The sequence below is a fragment of the Limnohabitans sp. 2KL-1 genome (assembly GCF_003063435.1).
Taxonomy (GTDB): domain Bacteria; phylum Pseudomonadota; class Gammaproteobacteria; order Burkholderiales; family Burkholderiaceae_C; genus Limnohabitans_A.
Map to the genome: position 1 here is coordinate 1 of NZ_NESL01000018.1, position 20,385 is coordinate 20,385.

Consider the following 20,385-nt stretch of genomic DNA (forward strand, 5'->3'; position numbering starts at 1 on the left):
CCACGTGCGCGTAGTGACGGTTTTCAGTCTCGTACTCAACGTGCGCGGTGTTGATCGTGATACCACGGGCTTTTTCTTCGGGAGCAGCGTCGATCTGGTCATACGCCTTGGCTGCACCGCCGAACTTAGCTGCCAACACGGTGGTGATGGCGGCAGTCAGTGTGGTTTTGCCGTGGTCAACGTGACCGATGGTGCCCACGTTCACGTGGGGCTTGGTCCGTTCGAATTTCTCTTTTGCCATATCTTTGACTCCGAAAAGTAGCGGTCAACAACCAAGACAGAGGGCGCACAGCCTTGACTGCGCGCCCCGAAAAACTGGTGCCCTTGGCGGGAATCGGACCCGCGACCTCTCCCTTACCAAGGGAGTGCTCTACCACTGAGCCACAAGGGCAATCTAACTTCTCACAAACTTGCACCGACTGACTGGAGCGGGAAACGGGAATCGAACCCGTGTCATTAGCTTGGAAGGCTAAGGTTCTACCATTAAACTACTCCCGCACTGATTGCGCCGCACGAGTGGATGCGACGCCAATGCTTGGAAACCATTTCCAATTGCTCAAATCATTCCGGCTTAAGCCAGTTTGCTGGTGGAGGAGACTGGATTCGAACCAGTGTAGGCGTAAGCCAACAGATTTACAGTCTGCCCCCTTTAGCCACTCGGGCACCCCTCCAGAAGCGAGTCTTAGATTATGCCATCTTTTCATGACACGCAGCAAGCTGATTCACATTTTTTTCACCATTGAATGGTTTTTTCACCCTTGTCACTGAAAAAAGCATTGGCCTTCACGAAATGCCCACACCCCAAAAAAGGCACCGGTGGTCGCAACGCCGACAATGGCGAGGGATGATTGGCTTGCAAAACCAAGTGGCCGGACGATGCTGCGGCGACGGCGATTAAATCTCTTTTTGCCTGAGCGTGCGCACCCCACAACATGAAAACCACCGGCCGGGGACTCAAGGCCACTGTCTTAATCAAGATATCGGTCAAAGCCTCCCAACCCCAGCCAGAATGACTGGCCGCCTGTCCAGCCTCTACAGTCAAACAAGTGTTAAGCAACAGAACGCCCTGCCTGGCCCAACGCACCAAAGAGCCATGCGACGGCACGGGGACATCCAGACTTTGCTGCAATTCCTTGAAAATATTGCGCAAACTGGGTGGAATCTTCACGCCCATGGGTACCGAAAAAGCCAAACCCTCTGCCTGACCCGGCCCATGGAATGGGTCTTGCCCCAAGATCACAACGCGCACCTGACTCAAGGGTGTCAAACTCAGTGCACGAAATGGATCGGGTGGATAAATGGTTTTGCCGACACCCAGCGCATCGGTCAAGCGCACGGACAACGCACGACCGACCTCGGAAGTCAGAAACTCTGCAACCAACGGCCTCCATCCCTCGTCCAAGGCTAGTAAATCGGGTGGCCAACCCGCCAGATGATCAGCACCCAAGGGCGTCGCGTCAAAACCCAGGGTTTGCTGAACAACGTTGAAGGACATCAGGCGAACAGTTTGGCCAGGGCTTCGCCGGGCTCACTGGCGCGCATGAAGGCTTCGCCCACCAAGAAGGCGTTGACTTTCGCCGCTCTCATGCGCTTGACATCTTCGGGGGTCTGGATGCCGCTTTCTGTGACCAGCAAACGATCGGCCGGGACAGCGGGCAGCATGTCCAGCGTGGTCTGCAAAGACACTTCAAATGTTTTGAGGTTGCGGTTGTTGATGCCCACCAGACGGGTTTTCAGCTTCAGCGCACGGTCCAATTCGGCCCGGTCGTGCACCTCCACCAGCACGGCCATGTCCAGACTGCGGGCCACCGCCTCCATCTCGGCCATTTGCGCATCGTCCAGACAAGCGGCAATCAGCAAAATGGCGTCAGCGCCCATCGCACGCGCTTCGTAGACCTGGTAGACATCGATCAAAAAGTCTTTGCGCAGCACAGGCAAATCGCAACTGGCGCGAGCCTGCTTCAGAAAATCCACACTGCCCTGGAAAAACTGTTTGTCCGTCAAGACGGACAAACAAGCGGCACCGTGCTCGGCATAGCTTTGTGCGATGTCGGCCGGAATGAACTCTTGCCGCAGGACACCTTTGGATGGGCTGGCTTTCTTGATTTCAGCGATGACTGCGGCCTGCCCTGCTGCGATTTTGGCGCGCAAAGCCCCTTCAAAGTCGCGTGTCAGTACGCGGCTTTCGGCATCGGCCCGAACCATCGCCAAAGATTTCTTGGCCAAGGCTGCAGCGACTTCTTCGCGTTTGACTGCGACGATTTTGTCGAGGATGTCACTCATGGTTTTTTTCCTGTCCGGGCTCGGTGGCGCCGTTTTTCAAAATTTGAACAAAAATGCGGTGCATCACCAGCCCGACCACCACAAACAAGGCCGAAACGCCCACAGCGATCCAGACCCCTTCGTCATGCCACATGGCTCAAACTGCCGACTGGCCAAAGGCCACGAACTGCGCCAGTTTGGCTTTGGCCGCGCCGGATTCGATGGCCACACGGGCACGCTCCAGGCCATCGGCGATGCTGCTGGCCACGTTGGCCGCGTACAAGGTGGCCCCGGCATTGATCATGACGATGTCCCGCGCCGCGCCGGGCTGATTGTCCAGCACGCCGCGCAACATGGCCATGGACTGCTCGGGCGTGTCCACTTTCAAAGCCCGGTTGCTGGCCATGGTCAGGCCAAAGTCTTCCGGGTGAATTTCGTATTCGGTGATCTGACCGTTTTTCAGCTCCCCCACCAGGGTGGCAGCACCCAGACTGATTTCATCCATGCCGTCCCGACCATAAACCACCACCGCGTGTTCAGCGCCCAAGCGCTGCAAGGCACGCACTTGAATACCTACCAGATCCGAGTGAAAAACCCCCATGAGGATGTTGGGTGCACTGGCCGGGTTGGTCAACGGTCCCAGGATGTTGAAAATGGTGCGCACCCCCAACTCCTTGCGCACAGGGGCCACGTTTTTCATGGCCGGGTGGTGGTTGGGTGCAAACATGAAACCGATGCCCACCTCCTCAATCGAGCGCGCAATCTGCTCAGGCTTGAGGTTGATGTTGCCCCCGAGCGCCTCGACCACGTCGGCGCTGCCTGATTTGCTGCTGACGCTGCGCCCGCCATGCTTGGCGGTTTTGGCACCGGCTGCAGCCGCCACAAACATGGCACAGGTCGAAATGTTGAAGGTGTGCGCACCATCACCCCCCGTGCCCACAATGTCCACCAGATGGGTCGGGTCGGCCACATGCACCTTGGTCGAAAACTCCCGCATGACCTGCGCTGCGGCGGTGATCTCGCCAATGGTTTCCTTCTTCACGCGCAGGCCGGTGATCAGCGCCGCCGTCATGACCGGCGACAACTCGCCATTCATGATCATGCGCATGATCTTGAGCATCTCGTCATGAAAAATTTCGCGATGCTCGATGGTGCGTTGCAACGCTTCCTGAGGGGTGATGGGCATGGGGTTTCCTTGCTGTGAATCGAAGAGGTTGAAGGCGTCAATGCACGGGGGCGTCCGTGAGGGCCAGCTTGAGACCGAAGCCCACAAACATGAACCCCGCCAAGCGGTCCAGGTGTTGCAGTCCGCGCTGCAACAAACGGGCACGTTGGGACAACCATGCGGCTGCAAGCGCCCAAGCCATGCAAATCAGCAGGCCATTGAAATTGAACAAGCACCCAAGCCACACAAAGGTCCAGGCAGGATCGGGCGTGTTGGCCGGAATGAATTGCGGCACGAAGGCCAGAAAAAACAGCGCCACTTTGGGGTTCAATGCATTGGTGGCAAACGCCTTGAGGAAAACCCAAGGCAAACCCGGGGCTTCGGAAGACTTTTCGCTTACCCCCGCAGACAAGGCACTGCCGGCGTCCCACGCCACACCTGCCGGCTTGGCCGTGGTCCACAACAAGCGCAAACCCATCCACATCAGGTAAGCCGCTCCTACCCATTTGATCGCATTGAAAGCTGCGGCAGAAGTGGCCAGCAATGCGCCAACGCCCAAGGCCGCAGCAGCGACGTGCACAAAACACCCGGCCGTGATGCCCCATGCGGCCACCAAGCCTGCACGCGCACCGCCACGCACAGACTGGCTGACGATGAAAAGCACGTCCGGCCCCGGGGTGAGGTTGAGCAGAACGCCCGCCGCCATGAACATCCAAAGTTGCTGAGCGTCCGGCATGGCTGGAACGACTCAGTACACGCCCGAACGCGTGAGGCCTTGCACCGCATCAGGCGATTGCGTTTGCATGAACTGGCGAATGCAGGCCAGCGCATGGTCAATGCCTGCGGCGTCCACATTCAGATGCGTGACAAAGCGCAAGCCGATGAGCCCCGTGGCCAGAACGCCCTGGGCCTTCAACGCCTCCAGCAGCGCCGGTCCACGGCCATCGGCCACGTCCACAAACACGATGTTGGTCTGCGCCGAGCGCACGCTCAAACCAGCGATGCCCTGCAGGCCTTGCGCCAGGCGTTGGGCCAAAGCATGGTCATCGGCCAGCCGCTCCACATGGTGGTCCAGCGCATACAAAGCCGCTGCAGCCAACACACCAGACTGGCGCAAGCCGCCACCCAAAACCTTGCGCCAGCGCAGCGCCTTGGCGATCAGTTCACGCGAGCCACACAAGGCCGAGCCCACCGGGGCACCCAGACCTTTGCTGAAACACACGGACACGCTGTCAAAGTGGTCCACGATGCGGCGAACACGGTCGGCCACGGCACCGCCTTGGGCATCGGCCACTGCCGCATTGAACAAGCGGGCACCATCCAGATGTGTGGCCAAGCCATGTCGCCTGGCCAGCCCGGTGGCTTGCGCCAAGTAGTCTTGTGACATGACGTGACCATTCCAGGTGTTTTCCAGCGCCAGCAGGCGGGTCCGCGCAAAGTGGCAATCGATGGGCTTGATGGCCGCCGCGATGTCGGCGAGCGCCATTTCACCTTGCGCGTTTTGCGCGAGCGGCTGCGGCTGAATGCTGCCCAGCACCGCAGCGCCGCCGCCTTCGTAACGGTAGGTGTGCGCGTTTTGGCCCACGATGTATTCGTCGCCGCGCTCGCAATGCGCCATCAAGCCACACAGGTTGCTCTGCGTGCCCGAAGGCATGAACAAAGCCGCTTCTTTGCCGGTGATCTGGGCGATGCGTTCTTGCAAGGCATTGACCGTGGGGTCGTCACCAAACACATCGTCACCCAAAGGGGCGTTCATCATGGCCTCACGCATCGCCGCCGTGGGCTGCGTGACGGTGTCGCTGCGCAAATCGATCATGGCCGCTCCAGAAAATTTTTGAGCATGGCATGGCCGTGCTCGGTGAGGATGGATTCGGGGTGGAACTGCACGCCCTCGATGTCCAGCTCGGTGTGGCGCACGCCCATGATTTCGCCGTCGTCTGTCCAGGCCGTGACTTTGAGGCAAGGCGGGCAAGTGGCCCGCTCAATGGCCAGGGAGTGGTAACGGTTGACCGTGAACTGCTGGGGCAAGCCCGCGAACACGCCCTCTTGCGTGGTGGTGATGACACTGGTCTTGCCGTGCATCAATTCCTGCGCCCGAACAATCTGGCCGCCAAAAGCGGCGCCAATGCTCTGGTGACCCAGGCAAACCCCCAAAATGGGCAGCTTGCCTGCAAAGTGCTGGATCGCCGCCACCGAAATACCCGCCTCGGCAGGCGAACAAGGGCCGGGCGAGATCACCAAACGGTCAGGCTGGCGGGCCGCAATGTCTTCGAGCGTGATTTCATCGTTGCGAAAGACCTCGACTTCCGCGCCCAGTTCACCAAAGTACTGCACGATGTTGAAGGTGAACGAGTCGTAGTTGTCGACCATCAGGAGTTTGATTTTTTTCATGGCGTTCACTCCAGACCTTCTTCCACCAACTCGCTGGCCCGCAACAAGGCCCGGGCCTTGTGCTCGGTTTCGCGCCATTCCATCTCGGGCACCGAATCGGCCACCACACCGGCTGCCGCCTGCACATACAGGGTCTGGTCCTTGATGACGGCGGTGCGAATCGCAATGGCCACGTCCATGTCACCGGCATAGCTGATGTAGCCGCAAGCGCCGCCGTAGATGCCGCGTTTGACGGGTTCGAACTGGTCGATCAGCTCCATGGCATGCACCTTGGGGGCACCTGTCAAGGTACCGGCCGGGAAAGTGGCTTTGAGCACGTCCATGTTGGTCATGCCTTCGTTCAGCACGCCCTCGACGTTGCTCACGATGTGCATCACATGGCTGTAGCGCTCGACCACAAACGCCTCGGTCACTTTGACGGAACCGATCTGGGCAATGCGCCCAATGTCGTTGCGGGCCAGGTCGATCAGCATCACATGCTCGGCCCGCTCTTTCGGGTCGTTGATCAGCTCCTGCTCGGCCGCCTTGTCTTTTTCGGGCGTCGCACCCCGTGGGCGTGTGCCCGCCAAGGGACGGATGATGACTTTGGCACCCTCTTCGGTTTGCTCTTGACGCACCAAAATTTCGGGGCTGGCACCGACCACATGGAAGTCGCCAAAGTTATAAAAATACATGTACGGGCTGGGGTTGAGCGAACGCAGGGCCCGGTACAAGGACAGCGGGCTCTCGGTGTAGCGCTTTTTGATGCGTTGCCCAACCTGCACCTGCATGAAGTCGCCCCCGGCGATGAGCTCTTTGGCCTTTTCCACGGCAGCGATGTAATCGGCCTTGGCAAAGTCACGCTCAGCCGGATAGGACTGGCTGGCTTTGACCACGGGCGCACTGACCGAGTACTTGAGCTGCTCTTTCAGGTCACGCAAGCGTTTCTTGGCGCCCACATAGGCTTCGGGCGTGGCCGGATCGGCATACACGATCAGGTACAGCTTGCCCGACAGGTTGTCGATGACGGCCAGCTCTTCGCATTGCAACAGCAGGATATCGGGGGTACCCAGGGTGTCGGGCGGGCAGGTTTTTTCGAGTTTCTTCTCGATGTAGCGCACAGCGTCGTAGCCAAAATAGCCCGCCAGACCGCCACAAAAACGCGGCAAGCCCGGACGCAAGGCCACCTTGAAACGCTTTTGATACTGCTCAATGAAATCCAAGGGGTTACCAACGGCGGTCTCGATCACCACCCCATCGCGCACCACCTCGGTCTTGGCATCAGCACCAAAACCGCTGGCACGCAACAGGCTGCGTGCTGGTAAGCCAATGAAGCTGTAGCGCCCAAAGCGCTCACCGCCCACCACGGATTCGAGCAAAAAACTGTATTTGCCGTTGTCCTTGGTGTGGGCCAGCTTCAGATAAAGCGACAGAGGGGTTTCCAGGTCCGCAAAGGCTTCCAGCATGAGGGGAATGCGGTTGTAGCCTTGACTGGCCAGGCTTTTGAATTCAAGTTCGGTGATCACGGGCAAGAGCCTCCAAAGCGCTCAGCGACCTCTGGCGAGGTGCTTTTCATTCATCCAGATGCCCAGCCGATGCCGGGCGCGGGTGGCGGGCAAGGCCGCACGGTCGAAAGTGTCAGGCTGGCTGACGCCAGGGCCAGGCTCCCCGGCCTTCCGCTGGGGAATGGCTCGGCAGGCTGGCTGCGCAGGAGTGGCTGTGGATGATGAACATGATGCTTTAAGTGTAGCAAAGCTGGCGGGCGGTTTTCCAACTACCCGCATTGCACTCATTGCACGGCTGCGCGCAAGCGATCAGGCAACTGGGCCAGAGAATCCAGCCAAGCGGCTGCGGGGGTGTCTTGTATGCGTTGCCCGTGGTTGTAGCCATAAGTCACCAACACCACGGGGCACCCTGCGGCATGGGCAGCTTGTGCGTCGTTGCTGGAATCACCCACCATCAAGGTTCTGCCTGCTGCCGAACCCAAGGCCTCACAGGTTTTGAGGATGGGCAAAGGATCGGGCTTTTTGCGCTCAAAGCTGTCACCACCAAAGATGTGTGCAAAGAAATGGTCCAGCGATTTTTCTTTCAGCAAGGCCTTGGCAAATGACAAGGGCTTGTTGGTCAGACACGCCATGGGCAAGCCCTGCTGTGCAAATGCCTGCAAAGCGGACAGCACGCCCGGGTAAACATCGGCGAACTGGCCATTGATCTGAAGGTAATGGTGCTGATAGCGCAGCCAAGCCCGCTCAAACAAGGCCTCGACCGAGAGCGCAGGACAAGCCTGTCCTACGCCTTTGACCTCGGGCCGCGCCAGCTGGTGAGCCAGCAGGGTTCGAATCAGGTGCTCCGAACCTTTGCCAATGGTCTGTTCGATCAGGCCATTGGAGATCGGGGGCAAGTCCAGATCGGCCATGGTGCGGTGCAAGGCCACCTGGAAATCACCCAAGGTGTGCACCATGGTGCCATCCAGATCAAAGATGACCGCTTCAATCTGCGTCAGATCATGGGCGAAGGCGGTCATGCTCAGCCCAAAGCCAGCCGCATCTGGTCGACCACCCCTTTGTAATCGGGTTTGCCAAAAATGGCACTGCCTGCGACAAACGTGTCCGCGCCTGCGTCTGCCACGCGGCGGATGTTGTCGACTTTGATGCCGCCGTCCACTTCCAGGCGAATGTCGCGACCACTTGCATCAATGAGTTTGCGCGCTTGTTCAATCTTGCGCAGGGCTGAATCAATGAAGCTTTGCCCCCCAAAGCCGGGGTTGACGCTCATGATGAGGATCAAATCGATTTCGTCGAGGGTCCACTCCAGCACATCCAGCGGCTCGGCTGGGTTGAACACCAAGCCTGCTTTTACGCCCTTGCTTTTGATGGCCTGGATGCTGCGGTGCACATGGCCGCTGGCATCAGGATGAAAGCTGATCAGGTCGGCCCCCGCCTCAGCAAAAGACGCCGCCAACGCATCCACGGGTGAAATCATCAAATGCACATCGATCGGGACCGCCACCCCGGCCGCCGTTTTCGCATGCGGCTTGAGGGCTTGGCAAATCATCGGTCCAAATGTGAGGTTGGGCACGTAATGGTTGTCCATCACATCAAAATGGATCCAGTCGGCGCCCGCGTCAATGACGCTTTTGACTTCCTCGCCCAAACGCGCGAAGTCAGCAGAGAGGATAGAAGGGGCAATTCGGTAGGTCGTCGTCATGCTTGAATTGTCGCAGTTAACATGCGCGAATGTCTTTTTACACCGTTCAAATTGATGTGCAGCCCCAATACGTGGCTGACCAGAGCGATCCCCTTCAAAAGGTTTTCGCTTTTGCCTACACCGTCACCGTGACCAACACCGGCACTGTCGCGGCGCAACTGATTTCAAGGCACTGGGTCATCCAGGACGAAAGCGGCCACACCAACGAAGTCAAAGGTTTGGGCGTTGTAGGGCAGCAACCCTTGCTGCGTCCTGGCGAGTCTTTTCAGTACACCAGCGGCTGTCGCCTGCATGCGCCCAGCGGCACCATGCACGGCAGCTATTTTTTTGTCGCCGAAGATGGCCATCGCTTTGATGCACTCATCACCACTTTTGTGCTCGAATCTTCGGGTTCAGCCCTCTCAGGTCGAACGCTTCATTGATGCCGCCTTGCGGTTAAGCTCTTGGCCATGGGTGAATTTGACCTGATTGAACGCTTTTTCAAGCGCCCGCCACAAAGGGCCGATGTGGGCATTGGGGATGACTGCGCGGTGTGGTCGCCACGCGCCGGTCATCAGTTGGCTTTTTCTGCCGACATGCTCGTCGAAGGACGGCACTTTTTATCGACCGTTGAGCCTGCCCGCCTGGGCCACAAAGCACTGGCCGTGAATTTGAGCGATCTGGCCGCGTGCGGGGCTACGCCGCAAGCCTTCTTGCTGTCCTTGTCATTGCCCCGAGCGGATGAAAGCTGGTTGTCCGGTTTTTCTCAAGGCCTGTTTCAATTGGCCAATGCCCATGGCTGTGAACTGATCGGCGGCGACACCACGCAAGGCCCCTTGAACATTGCCATCACCGTCATGGGTGAAGTCCCTCTGGGTCAATCCATTTTGCGCAGTGGTGCACAAGCCGGTGACGACCTTTATGTAAGCGGCCATTTGGGTGATGCACGCCTGGCACTGGAAGCTTTTCGTGGCACGGTCAGTCTGCCGCGGTCCGTGTTCGACGCAGCACGTCTGCGCATGGAAGCGCCCACGCCCCGCGTGGCTCTGGGCATTGCGCTTCGAGGTATCGCTCACGCCATGGCCGACATCAGCGATGGTTTGCTCGGCGATCTGGGGCACATCCTCAAAGCCAGCCATGTGGGTGCCGAAATTGAACTGCCATCCACATCGGCCCTCATGCAAACCACGCACCACTGGTCATGCCCCCCTGACTTGGTGCAGACCTGTGTGCTGTCTGGAGGCGACGACTACGAACTCGTCTTCTGTGCACCTCCCTTGGCGTCTGCCAGCGTCCAAGCTGCAGCACAAGCCTCGGGGACGCGCGTCACACGGATTGGCCGCATCACCGCGACACCGACACTGGTTCTGCTGGACGCCCAAGGGCAGGTTGTGCATTCGCAGTTTCGCTCTTTTGATCACTTTGCATGACGATGCCCCATTCTTCTTTTGACTCAGGGCCCGTCAATCGCCCCATCAAACCGACGGCCGCCTTCATGCTGGCGCACCCTGCCCACGCCATTGCCTTGGGTTTGGGCTCGGGTCTAGCGCCCAAGGCACCCGGAACGGTTGGCAGTCTGTGGGGTTGGCTCTCTTGGCTTGTCGTTCAAAACTACCTCTCTTTGCCTGAGCAAGCCTTGCTGATAACCACAGCATTCCTTGCCGGTTGGTGGGCCTGCACAGTCACCGCACGCCACATGGGCATCAGCGATCCAGGTGCCATCGTCTGGGACGAAATCATTGCCATGTGGCTGATTTTGTACTTGATCATGCCGACAAACTTCTGGGGGCAATTGGCTGCCTTTGCTTTGTTTCGATTTTTCGATGCTACTAAACCCGGACCAGTTGCTTGGGCAGATCAATTGTTCAAGGGCTTTGGCTGGCGCGGTGGTTTTGGCATCATTTTTGATGACCTCGTGGCTGCTTTTTGCACCCTGTTTGTGTTGGCACTGTGGAGGTGGTTCTGATGTCTGATTGGCCTGCAAAATTGGCGGAACGCTTCAGCACTCTGAAATGGCAAATGGCCACAGCAGAAAGCTGCACAGGCGGCCTGATTTCGGCCTGCTGCACGGACTTGGCGGGCTCCAGTGCCTGGTTTGACCGTGGATTTGTCACCTACTCCAATGACGCTAAGACCCAAATGCTGGGCGTGCCCGCTGAGCTGATTGCAACGCAGGGGGCTGTCAGTGAAGCCGTCGCTCAGGCCATGGCCATCGGTGCGGTTTACAGGTCCAAAGCGCAAGTGTCTGTTGCGGTCACAGGCGTTGCAGGCCCGAGTGGTGGTAGCCCTGAAAAGCCCGTAGGCACCGTTTGGCTCGGCTGGTACATCAACGGTGCCATCACGACCGAGCTCAAGCACTTTGAAGGCAACCGCAAGCAAGTTAGGCAAGCGACCGTGGCACATGCACTGGAAGGTCTACTCATCCGTCTGCCTCTTGTGAGTTGAACGAGGAAGCCAGAAACGAAAAAACCCTCCGAAGAGGGTTTTTTGATATTCAACCGAAGTCGAAATTTGGTTGCGGGGGCCGGATTTGAACCAACGACCTTTGGGTTATGAGCCCAACGAGCTACCAGACTGCTCCACCCCGCGGTATTCTTGAATTATACCTTACTCTGCAGCTTGTTCGGCAGAAGATTCATCACGATCAACCAATTCAACCAATGCCATAGGGGCATTGTCACCCACGCGGTAACCCATTTTCAGGATGCGTGTGTAACCACCAGGACGCTTGGCGAAACGGGGACCCAGATCGGCAAACAATTTGACGACGCTGTCACGGTCACGCAGGCGGTTGAATGCCAGACGCTTGTTGGACAAGCTGTCTTCTTTGGCCAAAGTGATCATCGGCTCAATGACGCGACGCAGCTCTTTGGCTTTAGGGAGTGTGGTCTTGATGACTTCATGCTCGATGAGCGAGTTCATCATGTTACGCAACATGGCGAGGCGGTGCTCGCTGGTGCGGTTCAATTTACGGAGGCCGTGTCCGTGGCGCATGGTGCTTACCTTTCTTTATTAAACAGGCAGCCGTATCAGGTACTGCCCGTGCACACCCCGGAAATTTCCGGGAACTTTGAATTATCGCTTTTCCAGACCAGCTGGAGGCCAAGCTTCGAGCTTCATGCCCAAAGTCAGGCCGCGGGAAGCCAAAACTTCCTTGATTTCGTTGAGTGACTTGCGACCCAGGTTAGGGGTTTTGAGCAACTCATTCTCGGTACGCTGAATCAGGTCACCGATGTAGTAAATGTTTTCCGCTTTGAGGCAGTTGGCCGAACGCACCGTGAGTTCGAGCTCGTCCACGGGACGCAACAGGATCGGATCGAAACTACCAGCGCCACCACGTGTTGCAGGTGCGTCGAATGCAGACAACTCACTGCCTTCAAGTTGTGCAAACACAGCCAGTTGCTCAACCAGAATTTTGGACGAGGCACGAACTGCGTCTTCGGCACTGATGGCACCGTTGGTCTCAATTTCAATGACCAGTTTGTCCAGGTCGGTACGCTGCTCTACGCGCGCACTTTCAACTGTGTAGCTCACACGCTTGACTGGGGAAAAAGAAGCATCGAGAACAATACGCCCCAAGGCTTTGGTCGGCTCGTCCGCAAATCGACGCATACTGCCGGGAACATAGCCACGACCTTTTTCAACCTTGATCTGCATGTCCAGTTTGCCACCCTGGGACAAATTGGCAATGACGTGATCCGGGTTGATAATTTCCACATCGTGAGGCGTCTGGATGTCTGCAGCAGTGACGGCACCTTCACCATCTTTACGCAAACTCAGGGTCACTTCATCACGGTTGTGCAATTTGAAGACAACGCCTTTGAGGTTCAGCAAGATGTTGACCACATCTTCTTGAACGCCATCGATGGAAGAATATTCATGCACCACACCAGCAATGGTGACTTCCGTCGCGGAATAGCCGACCATAGACGAGAGCAACACGCGACGCAGGGCGTTGCCCAGTGTGTGCCCATAGCCACGTTCAAAAGGCTCCAACGTGACCTTTGCACGGTTGGCAGCCAACTGTTCGACTTGAATAGCTTTGGGTTTCAACAGATTGGTTTGCATTCAGACTTCCTCTCAATACCCCCGGTTCGTTACACCGGTAAGGCTGATGAAGCACCCGGAGCACAATGCCTTGCGCTCCGGGAACGATTGAAACAACGGATTAACGTGAATACAGTTCGACGATCAACGATTCGTTGATGTCCGCACCGAATTCGTCACGGTCAGGCACCTTCTTGAAAGTACCTTCAGCCTTGTCTGCATTGACATCAACCCATGCAGGCATACCAACTTGCGATGCCAATTGCAAAGCTTCAACCACCCGGTTTTGCTTTTTGGACTTTTCGCGCACAGCAATCACATCACCGGCCTTGACCAGGTAAGAGGGGATGTTCACGGATTGACCGTTCACGGTGATGGCCTTGTGCGAAACCATCTGACGTGCTTCAGCGCGAGTGGAGCCGAAGCCCATGCGGTAAACCACGTTGTCCAAACGGCACTCAAGCAACGCCAGCAGATTGGAGCCAGTATTGCCCTTGCGGCGATCGGCTTCTGCAAAATAGCGACGGAATTGCTTTTCCAGCACGCCGTACATGCGTTTCACTTTTTGCTTCTCACGCAACTGCAGACCGTAGTCCGACGTGCGCTGACCCGAAGTGCGGCCGTGCTGGCCTGGCTTGGTGTCAAATTTGGACTTGTCAGCGATAGAGCGACGTGCACTCTTCAAGAACAGGTCAGTGCCTTCGCGGCGTGAAAGTTTGGCCTTCGGGCCGAGGTAGCGTGCCACTTGATTTTCCTTTATGCAGCTGCCGCATCAAAAATGCGGGAGCCAGGCGATGCAAGCATGGCCTGGCGGTGGGCTTGGTTTGAGATTAGATACGACGACGCTTTTGAGGACGGCAGCCGTTGTGCGGAACCGGTGTCACATCGGCGATCGATGTGATGCGGATACCCAATGCGCCCAAGGCACGAACCGAAGACTCGCGACCAGGGCCTGGGCCCTTGATTTCGACGTCCAGGTTTTTAATGCCTTGTTCTTGCGCAGCACGACCAGCCACTTCAGAAGCAACCTGAGCTGCAAAAGGAGTCGATTTACGCGAACCTTTGAAACCCTGGCCACCCGAAGAAGCCCAGGACAGCGCATTGCCTTGGCGGTCGGTGATCGTGATGATGGTGTTGTTGAACGAAGCGTGAACGTGTGCAATACCGTCAGCAATGTTCTTGCGGACTTTTTTACGAACACGTTGTGCTGCGCTGTTTGATTGTGCTTTAGCCATGATGGTCTCTCAATCCTGCTTATTTTTTCAGAGCCGCAGCACCTTTGCGCGGACCCTTGCGAGTGCGTGCATTGGTACGGGTACGCTGGCCACGCATAGGCAAACCGCGACGGTGACGGAAACCACGGTAGCAACCAATGTCCATCAAACGCTTGATGTTCATGGTAGTTTCGCGACGCAGGTCACCTTCGATGGTGAAGACTGCGATGTGATCGCGAATTTTTTCCAGATCAGCGTCTGTCAGATCCTTGATCTTTTTGGAATAAGCGATGCCAGTAGCTTCGCAAATTTGTCGAGCCCGGGTGCGACCAATACCGAAGATGGCGGTCAAGCCAATTTCAGCATGTTTGTGCGGCGGAATGTTGATGCCAGCGATACGTGCCATTTTCGTCCTCTAAAACTAATTCAATCAGCCTTGACGCTGCTTGTGACGTGGATCTGTGCAGATCACACGAACAACGCCTTTACGGCGAATGACTTTGCAGTTGCGGCAAATTTTTTTCACCGAAGCCGAAACTCTCATGGTTTTCTCCTAAAACTCATCGTTACCCGGACTTTTCAGGCCAGGTGAAAATTTTCACCCCACACACAGCGCATGAGGATCGTTACCAAACTCAATTCAAATCGGTCAGGACTTGAAACTCGCTTTCTTCAAAAGCGAATCATATTGTTGAGACATCAAATAGTTCTGTACCTGTGCCATGAAATCCATGGTCACGACCACAATGATCAGCAGCGAAGTACCGCCAAAGTAAAACGGGACATTGTATTTGAGAATCAGAAACTCAGGCAGCAGACACACGAAAGTGATGTATGCCGCTCCTACTGCAGTCAAACGCAAAAGGATCTTGTCAATATAGCGAGCAGTCTGGTCACCTGGACGAATGCCAGGAACAAAAGCGCCACTTTTCTTCAAGTTGTCTGCTGTCTCTCGGCTATTGAAAACCAATGCCGTGTAGAAGAAACAGAAGAACACAATCGCCGCGGCATACAACATCACGTAGATCGGTTGACCCGGTGTCAATGCGCTCGCAACATCCTTGAAGAACCGAACCACCACATTTTCGGAATTACCAGAACTGAACCAACCGATCACGGTTGCAGGCAACAAAATGATAGATGAGGCAAAAATTGGTGGGATCACACCGGCCATATTCAGTTTGAGGGGCAAGTGAGACGATTGACCGCCATAAACCTTGTTCCCCACTTGCCGACGAGCGTAGTTAACCAAAATCTTGCGCTGGCCTCGTTCCACAAACACCACGAAGTAGGTCACCAATGCGATCACCACGATGATCACCATCGAAACCAGAGGGTTCATGGCACCAGTTCGTACCAGCTCGAACAGACCGCCCATTGCGCTTGGCAAACCTGCCGCGATACCTGCAAAAATCAGGATCGAAATTCCGTTACCCAAGCCACGCTCAGTGATTTGTTCACCCAACCACATCAGGAACATAGTGCCTGCCGTGAGACTGACCACAGCCGTCATTCGAAAACCAAAGCCCGGATTGATCACCAGTCCTGCGGAAGCTTCCAAGGCCACAGCAATGCCCAGCGACTGAAATACAGCCAAACCCAAAGCACCAAATCGGGTGTATTGAGTGATCTTGCGACGGCCAGCTTCGCCTTCTTTTTTCATCTGCTCGAAAGCAGGCAAAACATAAGTCAGCAACTGCATCACAATGGACGCAGAAATATACGGCATGATGCCCAGCGCAAACACGGTAAACCGTGACAAAGCACCGCCCGAGAACATGTTGAACAAGCTCAGGATACCGCCCTGTTGACCACTGAACAGCTGTTTGAGCTGAGCAGGGTCAATGCCAGGCACTGGAATGTGCGCGCCGATTCGGTAAACCACCAGCGCGAGCAACAAAAAGACCAGCCTGCGACGCAGGTCGCCAAACTTATCTGTTTTTGCTGTTGAATTAGCGCTGGTTGCCACGGTGTATCTCGCCAGTCAACATTCAGGCTACAGAGCCACCAGCGGCTTCAATAGCTGCTTTGGCACCGACAGTCGCGCCAATGCCAGTCAATTTGACGGCTTTGGTCAGCTCGCCCGACTTGATCACTTTGACCACTTTAGCCATTTGGGATACCAAGCCAGCTTGCTTCAATGTCAAAACATCCACTTCTGCCAAGTCCAAACGGGACAAGGTGGTGAGTGTGATTTCTGCGTTGTATTTGAGCAAGTGCGACTTGAAACCGCGCTTAGGCAGTCGACGCTGCAAAGGCATTTGACCGCCTTCGAAACCCACCTTGTGGTAGCCACCCGAACGGGATTTTTGACCTTTGTGACCACGGCCGGCGGTTTTACCCAGACCCGAACCGATACCACGGCCAACACGACGTGCTGCGTGCTTAGAGCCTTCTGCGGGCTTGATGCTATTGAGTTCCATCATCGGCCTCTTAGAGAACTTTGACCAGATAGCTGATCTTGTTGATCATGCCGCGCACTGCGGGTGTGTCCTGCAGCTCACTCACGGAGTTGAGCTTGCGCAGACCCAAGCCACGAACAGTGGCGCGGTGCGAAACTTTGGTGCCAATCGGGCTGCGAACCAGTTGGACTTTCACGGTTGATTGTGTCGTCATGTTCGATCTCCGGTTCAGCCGAACAGCTCTTCAACGGACTTGCCACGCTTGGCTGCCACGTTGGAAGCTGTTGTGCAATTGGACAGTGCGTCCAAAGTGGCACGAACCATGTTGTAAGGGTTGGACGAACCATGGCTCTTGGCCACGATGTCGGTGATACCCACCACCTCGAACACAGCACGCATAGGACCACCAGCGATGATGCCGGTACCCTTTGGCGCTGGAGCCATCATGACGCGAGCGGCGCCGTGATGACCGTGCACAGCATGGTGAATGGTGCCATTTTTGAGATGGACTTTGGCCAGGTTGCGACGGGCTTCTTCCATCGCTTTTTGCACAGCTGCTGGCACTTCTTTCGATTTGCCTTTGCCCATGCCCACTTTGCCATCGCCATCACCCACCACGGTCAATGCGGCGAAACCCAAGATACGGCCACCCTTGACCACTTTGGTCACGCGGTTGACCGCGATCATCTTTTCGCGCAGACCGTCTTCAGGACCGTCGCTCTGCGGTTTTGCTGTAAATTTAGCCATTTGTAATTCCGATCCGTTTAGAACTGCAGACCTGCTTCACGGGCTGCTTCGGCCAAAGCCTTGACACGACCGTGGTAAGCGAAACCTGCGCGGTCGAAGGCGACCTTCTCAACGCCAGCAGCTTTTGCTTTTTCAGCAATGCGCTTGCCAATGACGGCGGCAGCAGCGGCATTGCCACCTTTGCCTGTGGCGCCCAAAGCCGTGCGCACTTCGGCTTCGGCAGTGGATGCACTGGCCAACACTTTGGTACCGCAGCCAGAGATAACGCTGGCGTAGATATGCAGGTTGGTGCGGTTCACGGTCAAACGGGCCACGCCTTGCTGTGCAATGCGGATGCGTGTTTGACGTGCACGACGGAGACGCTGCTCTTTCTTGGTCAACATGATGCAGCTCCTTATTTCTTCTTAGTCTCTTTGATCGTGATCTTCTCATCCGAATAACGGATGCCCTTGCCTTTGTAAGGCTCAGGAGGACGAACAGCACGGATCTCAGCAGCAATTTGGCCAACACGTTGACGGTCGGCACCCTTGATCACGATTTCAGTCGCGGTTGGGGTGGCCACCGTGATGCCTACAGGCATATCGATGTTGACGGGGTGCGAATAACCAACAGCCAGGTTCAATTTGGCGCCAGAGGCAGCCGCTTTGTAACCCACGCCGACCAGGTTCAGCTTCTTCTCGAAGCCTTTGGTCACGCCAGTCACCATGTTGTTCACCAGCTGACGCAAGGTGCCACTCATGGCATTGGCTTCACGTGAATCATTGGCAGGGGCAAAGCTCAGCTTGCCGCCTTCGTTGCTCACAGTCACCAGCATGTTGGATGCGATGGCCAATTGACCACCAGCGCCCTTCACACTGATTTGATCTTGTTTGATCGACACATCCACACCAGCGGGGATGGTCACAGGCATTTTTCCTACGCGGGACATTCTTTTTCTCCCTTTAAGCGACGTAGCACAGCACTTCGCCGCCGACACCGGCTGCACGTGCTTTGCGATCAGTCATCACACCCTGGGGTGTGGTGACGATGGCCACGCCCAAGCCGTTTTGGACTTGAGGAATAGCATCACGGCCTTTGTAAACACGCAGGCCAGGACGGCTCACGCGCTCAATACGTTCGATGACCGGACGGCCAGCGTAGTACTTCAGGGCGATTTCGAGGGTGGCTTTGCCATCTTCGGTTTTGACTTGGAAGCCGTCAATGTAGCCTTCATCTTTCAGCACTTGGGCGATGGCGACCTTCACTTTGGAAGATGGAACCAACACGTTGGCTTTTGACACCATTTGTGCGTTACGGATGCGGGTCAACAGATCGGCAATAGGATCACTCATGCTCATGTTGTTATCTCCTGCCGATTACCAGCTGGCCTTGGTCACGCCCGGAATGTTGCCTGCAAAGGCTAATTCACGGATCTTGGCGCGGCCCAGACCAAATTGACGGAACGTACCGCGTGGGCGACCGGTGATTTCACAGCGGTTGCGTTGGCGGGTCGGGTTGGCGTTGCGCGGGAGCTTTTGCAGACCCAGACGGGCAGCTGCACGCTCTTCATCACTGCGCTTGGCATCGTTGGCGATGGCTTTAAATTCCGCGTATTTTTTCGCGTACTTTGCTGCCAGTTTTTCACGCTTGAGCTCGCGCTCGATCAAAGCTACTTTAGCCACGTGACACCTCAGTTCTTGAAGGGGAAGCGGAAAGCTGTCAAGAGCGCTTTGCACTCTTCGTCAGACTTGGCCGTTGTGGTGATGCTGATGTTGAGACCGCGCAAGGCGTCAACCTTGTCGTACTCAATCTCAGGGAAAATGATCTGCTCTTTAACGCCGATGTTGTAGTTGCCACGGCCATCAAATGCGCGACCAGAGATACCACGGAAGTCACGAACGCGAGGCAAAGCCACGGTCACGAAACGGTCCAGGAATTCATACATCTGAACGCCACGCAATGTCACCATGCAACCGATAGGCTGTTGTTCACGGATTTTGAAACCGGCAATCGCTTTCTTGGCCTTGGTCACCACAGGCTTCTGGCCTGCGATTTTGGTCAAGTCGCTCACAGCGTGGTCCATGACTTTTTTGTCAGCCACCGCCTCAGACACACCCATGTTCAAGGTGATCTTGGTGATGCGAGGAACCTGCATGGGCGACTTGTAGCCAAACTTGGCTGTCAATTCGGCAGCGATTTTCTCGCGGAAGAGTTGTTGCAAACGTGCCATGCTCATGCCACCTTGATTTCTTCGCCGCTCGACTTGTAAACGCGAACGCGTTTGCCGTCAGCTTGCAGCTTTATGCCCACGCGATCAGCCTTGCCAGTTGCAGCGTTGAAAATCGCCACATTGGATTGGTGAATCGGCATGGCCTTTTCGATGATGCCGCCAGTTGTGCCCTTCATAGGGTTTGGCTTGGCGTGCTTTTTGACGATGTTGATGCCGTCAATCAACAGATGCGAGTCGCTGGCGCGCGACGACACTTTGCCGCGCTTGCCTTTGTCACGACCTGTGATGACGATGACTTCGTCGCCTGTGCGAATCTTGTTCATGGCGCGTCCTTACAGTACTTCAGGAGCCAAGGACACGATCTTCATGAACTTCTCGGTACGCAGTTCACGCGTGACCGGGCCGAAGATACGGGTGCCAATAGGCTCCAACTTGGCATTCAGCAACACAGCGGCGTTGCCATCGAATTTGATGAGCGAACCATCGCCACGGCGAATGCCCTTGGCAGTGCGAACCACCACAGCACTGTAGATCTCGCCTTTTTTGACGCGACCACGTGGGGCGGCTTCTTTGATGCTCACTTTGATGATGTCACCAACACTTGCATAGCGACGCTTAGACCCGCCGAGCACCTTAATGCACAGCACGGACTTGGCGCCGGTGTTGTCGGCCACATCCAACCGAGATTCTGTCTGGATCATTTCTTTGTTCCCAACTTGTATTCTTTGCCCGTCCACCCAAAAGCGAACAAACAGGAATCAGTCTTGGACCCGTCATTCACAC

At 56.2% G+C, this 20,385-nt stretch carries 32 protein-coding genes and 4 tRNA genes; 4 read left to right on the top strand and 32 right to left on the bottom strand.

The window, feature by feature from the left end; translation table 11 throughout:
- From B9Z47_RS18015 to rpe, 14 genes are all read right to left on the bottom strand, one after another.
- Window positions 1–241: GTP-binding protein (locus tag B9Z47_RS18015; RefSeq protein WP_233253877.1), on the bottom strand; the 241-nt coding region annotated here is incomplete at its 3' end.
- A 75-nt stretch (window positions 242–316) separates the two neighbouring features.
- A tRNA-Thr gene (locus B9Z47_RS18020) sits at window positions 317–391 on the bottom strand.
- Window positions 392–424: 33 nt separating this feature from the next.
- Window positions 425–498, bottom strand: a tRNA-Gly gene (locus B9Z47_RS18025).
- An 87-nt stretch (window positions 499–585) separates the two neighbouring features.
- A tRNA-Tyr gene (locus tag B9Z47_RS18030) sits at window positions 586–671 on the bottom strand.
- A gap of 62 nt (window positions 672–733) precedes the next feature.
- Window positions 734–1,495 (bottom strand): uracil-DNA glycosylase, encoded by a 762-nt coding sequence (locus B9Z47_RS18035; protein WP_108332595.1) that lies wholly within the window; start codon window positions 1,493–1,495, stop codon window positions 734–736.
- The gene (trpC, locus tag B9Z47_RS18040; protein WP_108332596.1) at window positions 1,495–2,283 is read right to left on the bottom strand and encodes an indole-3-glycerol phosphate synthase TrpC; all 789 of its coding nucleotides are present in this window, start codon (window positions 2,281–2,283) and stop codon (window positions 1,495–1,497) included. The genes B9Z47_RS18035 and trpC overlap by 1 nt, the downstream gene beginning before the upstream one ends.
- Window positions 2,276–2,416, bottom strand: a complete 141-nt coding sequence (locus tag B9Z47_RS18775; protein ID WP_167394331.1) for a hypothetical protein — start codon at window positions 2,414–2,416, stop codon at window positions 2,276–2,278. The genes trpC and B9Z47_RS18775 overlap by 8 nt, the downstream gene beginning before the upstream one ends.
- A 3-nt stretch (window positions 2,417–2,419) precedes the next feature.
- Window positions 2,420–3,448 (bottom strand): anthranilate phosphoribosyltransferase, encoded by a 1,029-nt coding sequence (gene trpD, locus B9Z47_RS18045; RefSeq protein ID WP_108332597.1) that lies wholly within the window; start codon window positions 3,446–3,448, stop codon window positions 2,420–2,422.
- Window positions 3,449–3,485: 37 nt separating this feature from the next.
- Window positions 3,486–4,163, bottom strand: coding sequence for a LysE family translocator (locus B9Z47_RS18050; RefSeq protein WP_108332598.1), 678 nt, complete (start codon window positions 4,161–4,163; stop codon window positions 3,486–3,488).
- A gap of 12 nt (window positions 4,164–4,175) precedes the next feature.
- Window positions 4,176–5,243, bottom strand: coding sequence for a low-specificity L-threonine aldolase (gene ltaE, locus B9Z47_RS18055; RefSeq protein ID WP_108332599.1), 1,068 nt, complete (start codon window positions 5,241–5,243; stop codon window positions 4,176–4,178).
- On the bottom strand, window positions 5,240–5,818 hold the full coding sequence (locus tag B9Z47_RS18060; RefSeq protein ID WP_199226472.1) for an aminodeoxychorismate/anthranilate synthase component II: 579 nt from the start codon (window positions 5,816–5,818) through the stop codon (window positions 5,240–5,242). Before B9Z47_RS18060 ends, ltaE begins: the two co-directional genes overlap by 4 nt.
- A 5-nt stretch (window positions 5,819–5,823) precedes the next feature.
- Window positions 5,824–7,323 (bottom strand): anthranilate synthase component I, encoded by a 1,500-nt coding sequence (gene trpE, locus B9Z47_RS18065; protein ID WP_108332601.1) that lies wholly within the window; start codon window positions 7,321–7,323, stop codon window positions 5,824–5,826.
- 263 nt (window positions 7,324–7,586) lie between these two features.
- Complete coding sequence (gene gph, locus B9Z47_RS18070) at window positions 7,587–8,321, bottom strand: phosphoglycolate phosphatase (RefSeq protein WP_108332602.1); 735 nt, start codon at window positions 8,319–8,321, stop codon at window positions 7,587–7,589.
- A 2-nt stretch (window positions 8,322–8,323) separates the two neighbouring features.
- Window positions 8,324–9,004 (bottom strand): ribulose-phosphate 3-epimerase, encoded by a 681-nt coding sequence (rpe, locus tag B9Z47_RS18075; protein WP_108332603.1) that lies wholly within the window; start codon window positions 9,002–9,004, stop codon window positions 8,324–8,326.
- Window positions 9,005–9,033: 29 nt separating this feature from the next.
- Between rpe and apaG the strand changes: the two genes are divergently transcribed.
- Genes apaG through B9Z47_RS18095 form a run of 4 tightly spaced genes read left to right on the top strand, consistent with a single transcriptional unit; the run spans window position 9,034 to window position 11,428 of the window.
- A complete protein-coding gene (apaG, locus tag B9Z47_RS18080; protein ID WP_108332604.1) occupies window positions 9,034–9,426 on the top strand; it encodes a Co2+/Mg2+ efflux protein ApaG in 393 nt (130 codons plus the stop codon).
- A 27-nt stretch (window positions 9,427–9,453) separates the two neighbouring features.
- The gene (gene thiL, locus B9Z47_RS18085) at window positions 9,454–10,413 is read left to right on the top strand and encodes a thiamine-phosphate kinase (RefSeq protein ID WP_108332605.1); all 960 of its coding nucleotides are present in this window, start codon (window positions 9,454–9,456) and stop codon (window positions 10,411–10,413) included.
- A 2-nt stretch (window positions 10,414–10,415) separates the two neighbouring features.
- Window positions 10,416–10,949 (top strand): phosphatidylglycerophosphatase A, encoded by a 534-nt coding sequence (locus B9Z47_RS18090; protein WP_108332606.1) that lies wholly within the window; start codon window positions 10,416–10,418, stop codon window positions 10,947–10,949.
- Entirely contained in the window at window positions 10,949–11,428 is a 480-nt protein-coding gene (locus tag B9Z47_RS18095; protein ID WP_108332607.1) for a CinA family protein, read from the top strand. Before B9Z47_RS18090 ends, B9Z47_RS18095 begins: the two co-directional genes overlap by 1 nt.
- A 67-nt stretch (window positions 11,429–11,495) precedes the next feature.
- Here B9Z47_RS18095 and B9Z47_RS18100 read toward each other — a convergent pair.
- The 18 genes from B9Z47_RS18100 to rplN form a co-directional block, all read right to left on the bottom strand.
- Window positions 11,496–11,572, bottom strand: a tRNA-Met gene (locus B9Z47_RS18100).
- A gap of 18 nt (window positions 11,573–11,590) precedes the next feature.
- On the bottom strand, window positions 11,591–11,977 hold the full coding sequence (gene rplQ / locus B9Z47_RS18105) for a 50S ribosomal protein L17 (RefSeq protein ID WP_108332608.1): 387 nt from the start codon (window positions 11,975–11,977) through the stop codon (window positions 11,591–11,593).
- 81 nt (window positions 11,978–12,058) lie between these two features.
- Window positions 12,059–13,051, bottom strand: a complete 993-nt coding sequence (gene rpoA, locus B9Z47_RS18110) for a DNA-directed RNA polymerase subunit alpha (RefSeq protein WP_108332609.1) — start codon at window positions 13,049–13,051, stop codon at window positions 12,059–12,061.
- Between the two features lie 100 nt (window positions 13,052–13,151).
- The gene (gene rpsD / locus B9Z47_RS18115) at window positions 13,152–13,775 is read right to left on the bottom strand and encodes a 30S ribosomal protein S4 (RefSeq protein ID WP_108332610.1); all 624 of its coding nucleotides are present in this window, start codon (window positions 13,773–13,775) and stop codon (window positions 13,152–13,154) included.
- 85 nt (window positions 13,776–13,860) lie between these two features.
- Window positions 13,861–14,265, bottom strand: a complete 405-nt coding sequence (gene rpsK, locus B9Z47_RS18120; protein WP_019427456.1) for a 30S ribosomal protein S11 — start codon at window positions 14,263–14,265, stop codon at window positions 13,861–13,863.
- A 19-nt stretch (window positions 14,266–14,284) separates the two neighbouring features.
- Complete coding sequence (rpsM, locus tag B9Z47_RS18125) at window positions 14,285–14,650, bottom strand: 30S ribosomal protein S13 (RefSeq protein ID WP_019427455.1); 366 nt, start codon at window positions 14,648–14,650, stop codon at window positions 14,285–14,287.
- Window positions 14,651–14,674: 24 nt separating this feature from the next.
- The gene (gene rpmJ, locus B9Z47_RS18130) at window positions 14,675–14,788 is read right to left on the bottom strand and encodes a 50S ribosomal protein L36 (protein ID WP_028820150.1); all 114 of its coding nucleotides are present in this window, start codon (window positions 14,786–14,788) and stop codon (window positions 14,675–14,677) included.
- A gap of 105 nt (window positions 14,789–14,893) precedes the next feature.
- Window positions 14,894–16,213, bottom strand: coding sequence for a preprotein translocase subunit SecY (gene secY / locus B9Z47_RS18135; protein WP_108332611.1), 1,320 nt, complete (start codon window positions 16,211–16,213; stop codon window positions 14,894–14,896).
- Between the two features lie 22 nt (window positions 16,214–16,235).
- Complete coding sequence (rplO, locus tag B9Z47_RS18140) at window positions 16,236–16,667, bottom strand: 50S ribosomal protein L15 (protein WP_108332620.1); 432 nt, start codon at window positions 16,665–16,667, stop codon at window positions 16,236–16,238.
- A 10-nt stretch (window positions 16,668–16,677) separates the two neighbouring features.
- Window positions 16,678–16,860 (bottom strand): 50S ribosomal protein L30, encoded by a 183-nt coding sequence (rpmD, locus tag B9Z47_RS18145; RefSeq protein WP_019429275.1) that lies wholly within the window; start codon window positions 16,858–16,860, stop codon window positions 16,678–16,680.
- A 14-nt stretch (window positions 16,861–16,874) separates the two neighbouring features.
- Window positions 16,875–17,393 carry a 30S ribosomal protein S5 gene (gene rpsE / locus B9Z47_RS18150; RefSeq protein ID WP_019429274.1) on the bottom strand — a complete coding sequence of 173 codons (519 nt, stop codon included), beginning with the start codon at window positions 17,391–17,393 and terminating at the stop codon, window positions 16,875–16,877.
- A gap of 17 nt (window positions 17,394–17,410) precedes the next feature.
- Window positions 17,411–17,776 (bottom strand): 50S ribosomal protein L18, encoded by a 366-nt coding sequence (gene rplR, locus B9Z47_RS18155; protein ID WP_019429273.1) that lies wholly within the window; start codon window positions 17,774–17,776, stop codon window positions 17,411–17,413.
- An 11-nt stretch (window positions 17,777–17,787) separates the two neighbouring features.
- A complete protein-coding gene (rplF, locus tag B9Z47_RS18160; RefSeq protein WP_108332612.1) occupies window positions 17,788–18,321 on the bottom strand; it encodes a 50S ribosomal protein L6 in 534 nt (177 codons plus the stop codon).
- A 13-nt stretch (window positions 18,322–18,334) separates the two neighbouring features.
- The gene (rpsH, locus tag B9Z47_RS18165; RefSeq protein WP_108285857.1) at window positions 18,335–18,730 is read right to left on the bottom strand and encodes a 30S ribosomal protein S8; all 396 of its coding nucleotides are present in this window, start codon (window positions 18,728–18,730) and stop codon (window positions 18,335–18,337) included.
- Between the two features lie 18 nt (window positions 18,731–18,748).
- Window positions 18,749–19,054 carry a 30S ribosomal protein S14 gene (gene rpsN, locus B9Z47_RS18170; protein WP_108332613.1) on the bottom strand — a complete coding sequence of 102 codons (306 nt, stop codon included), beginning with the start codon at window positions 19,052–19,054 and terminating at the stop codon, window positions 18,749–18,751.
- 8 nt (window positions 19,055–19,062) lie between these two features.
- On the bottom strand, window positions 19,063–19,602 hold the full coding sequence (gene rplE, locus B9Z47_RS18175; RefSeq protein WP_108332621.1) for a 50S ribosomal protein L5: 540 nt from the start codon (window positions 19,600–19,602) through the stop codon (window positions 19,063–19,065).
- Between the two features lie 2 nt (window positions 19,603–19,604).
- Window positions 19,605–19,925 carry a 50S ribosomal protein L24 gene (gene rplX, locus B9Z47_RS18180; protein ID WP_062407194.1) on the bottom strand — a complete coding sequence of 107 codons (321 nt, stop codon included), beginning with the start codon at window positions 19,923–19,925 and terminating at the stop codon, window positions 19,605–19,607.
- Between the two features lie 9 nt (window positions 19,926–19,934).
- Window positions 19,935–20,303, bottom strand: coding sequence for a 50S ribosomal protein L14 (gene rplN / locus B9Z47_RS18185; RefSeq protein ID WP_019427444.1), 369 nt, complete (start codon window positions 20,301–20,303; stop codon window positions 19,935–19,937).
- Between the last annotated feature and the right edge of the window lie 82 nt (window positions 20,304–20,385).

Excerpts from the sequence above, each read along its gene's own strand:
- B9Z47_RS18035 (WP_108332595.1), bottom strand. The coding sequence starts at position 1,495 with ATGTCCTTCAACGTTGTTCAGCAAACCCTGGGTTTTGACGCGACGCCC.
- trpC (WP_108332596.1), bottom strand. The coding sequence starts at position 2,283 with ATGAGTGACATCCTCGACAAAATCGTCGCAGTCAAACGCGAAGAAGTC.
- B9Z47_RS18775 (WP_167394331.1), bottom strand. The coding sequence starts at position 2,416 with ATGTGGCATGACGAAGGGGTCTGGATCGCTGTGGGCGTTTCGGCCTTG.
- trpD (WP_108332597.1), bottom strand. The coding sequence starts at position 3,448 with ATGCCCATCACCCCTCAGGAAGCGTTGCAACGCACCATCGAGCATCGC.
- B9Z47_RS18050 (WP_108332598.1), bottom strand. The coding sequence starts at position 4,163 with ATGCCGGACGCTCAGCAACTTTGGATGTTCATGGCGGCGGGCGTTCTG.
- ltaE (WP_108332599.1), bottom strand. The coding sequence starts at position 5,243 with ATGATCGATTTGCGCAGCGACACCGTCACGCAGCCCACGGCGGCGATG.
- B9Z47_RS18060 (WP_199226472.1), bottom strand. The coding sequence starts at position 5,818 with ATGAAAAAAATCAAACTCCTGATGGTCGACAACTACGACTCGTTCACC.
- gph (WP_108332602.1), bottom strand. The coding sequence starts at position 8,321 with ATGACCGCCTTCGCCCATGATCTGACGCAGATTGAAGCGGTCATCTTT.
- rpe (WP_108332603.1), bottom strand. The coding sequence starts at position 9,004 with ATGACGACGACCTACCGAATTGCCCCTTCTATCCTCTCTGCTGACTTC.
- apaG (WP_108332604.1), top strand. The coding sequence starts at position 9,034 with ATGTCTTTTTACACCGTTCAAATTGATGTGCAGCCCCAATACGTGGCT.
- thiL (WP_108332605.1), top strand. The coding sequence starts at position 9,454 with ATGGGTGAATTTGACCTGATTGAACGCTTTTTCAAGCGCCCGCCACAA.
- B9Z47_RS18090 (WP_108332606.1), top strand. The coding sequence starts at position 10,416 with ATGCCCCATTCTTCTTTTGACTCAGGGCCCGTCAATCGCCCCATCAAA.
- B9Z47_RS18095 (WP_108332607.1), top strand. The coding sequence starts at position 10,949 with ATGTCTGATTGGCCTGCAAAATTGGCGGAACGCTTCAGCACTCTGAAA.
- rplQ (WP_108332608.1), bottom strand. The coding sequence starts at position 11,977 with ATGCGCCACGGACACGGCCTCCGTAAATTGAACCGCACCAGCGAGCAC.
- rpoA (WP_108332609.1), bottom strand. The coding sequence starts at position 13,051 with ATGCAAACCAATCTGTTGAAACCCAAAGCTATTCAAGTCGAACAGTTG.
- rpsK (WP_019427456.1), bottom strand. The coding sequence starts at position 14,265 with ATGGCTAAAGCACAATCAAACAGCGCAGCACAACGTGTTCGTAAAAAA.
- rpsM (WP_019427455.1), bottom strand. The coding sequence starts at position 14,650 with ATGGCACGTATCGCTGGCATCAACATTCCGCCGCACAAACATGCTGAA.
- rpmJ (WP_028820150.1), bottom strand. The coding sequence starts at position 14,788 with ATGAGAGTTTCGGCTTCGGTGAAAAAAATTTGCCGCAACTGCAAAGTC.
- rplO (WP_108332620.1), bottom strand. The coding sequence starts at position 16,667 with ATGGAACTCAATAGCATCAAGCCCGCAGAAGGCTCTAAGCACGCAGCA.
- rpmD (WP_019429275.1), bottom strand. The coding sequence starts at position 16,860 with ATGACGACACAATCAACCGTGAAAGTCCAACTGGTTCGCAGCCCGATT.
- rpsE (WP_019429274.1), bottom strand. The coding sequence starts at position 17,393 with ATGGCTAAATTTACAGCAAAACCGCAGAGCGACGGTCCTGAAGACGGT.
- rplR (WP_019429273.1), bottom strand. The coding sequence starts at position 17,776 with ATGTTGACCAAGAAAGAGCAGCGTCTCCGTCGTGCACGTCAAACACGC.
- rplF (WP_108332612.1), bottom strand. The coding sequence starts at position 18,321 with ATGTCCCGCGTAGGAAAAATGCCTGTGACCATCCCCGCTGGTGTGGAT.
- rpsH (WP_108285857.1), bottom strand. The coding sequence starts at position 18,730 with ATGAGCATGAGTGATCCTATTGCCGATCTGTTGACCCGCATCCGTAAC.
- rplE (WP_108332621.1), bottom strand. The coding sequence starts at position 19,602 with ATGGCACGTTTGCAACAACTCTTCCGCGAGAAAATCGCTGCCGAATTG.
- rplX (WP_062407194.1), bottom strand. The coding sequence starts at position 19,925 with ATGAACAAGATTCGCACAGGCGACGAAGTCATCGTCATCACAGGTCGT.
- rplN (WP_019427444.1), bottom strand. The coding sequence starts at position 20,303 with ATGATCCAGACAGAATCTCGGTTGGATGTGGCCGACAACACCGGCGCC.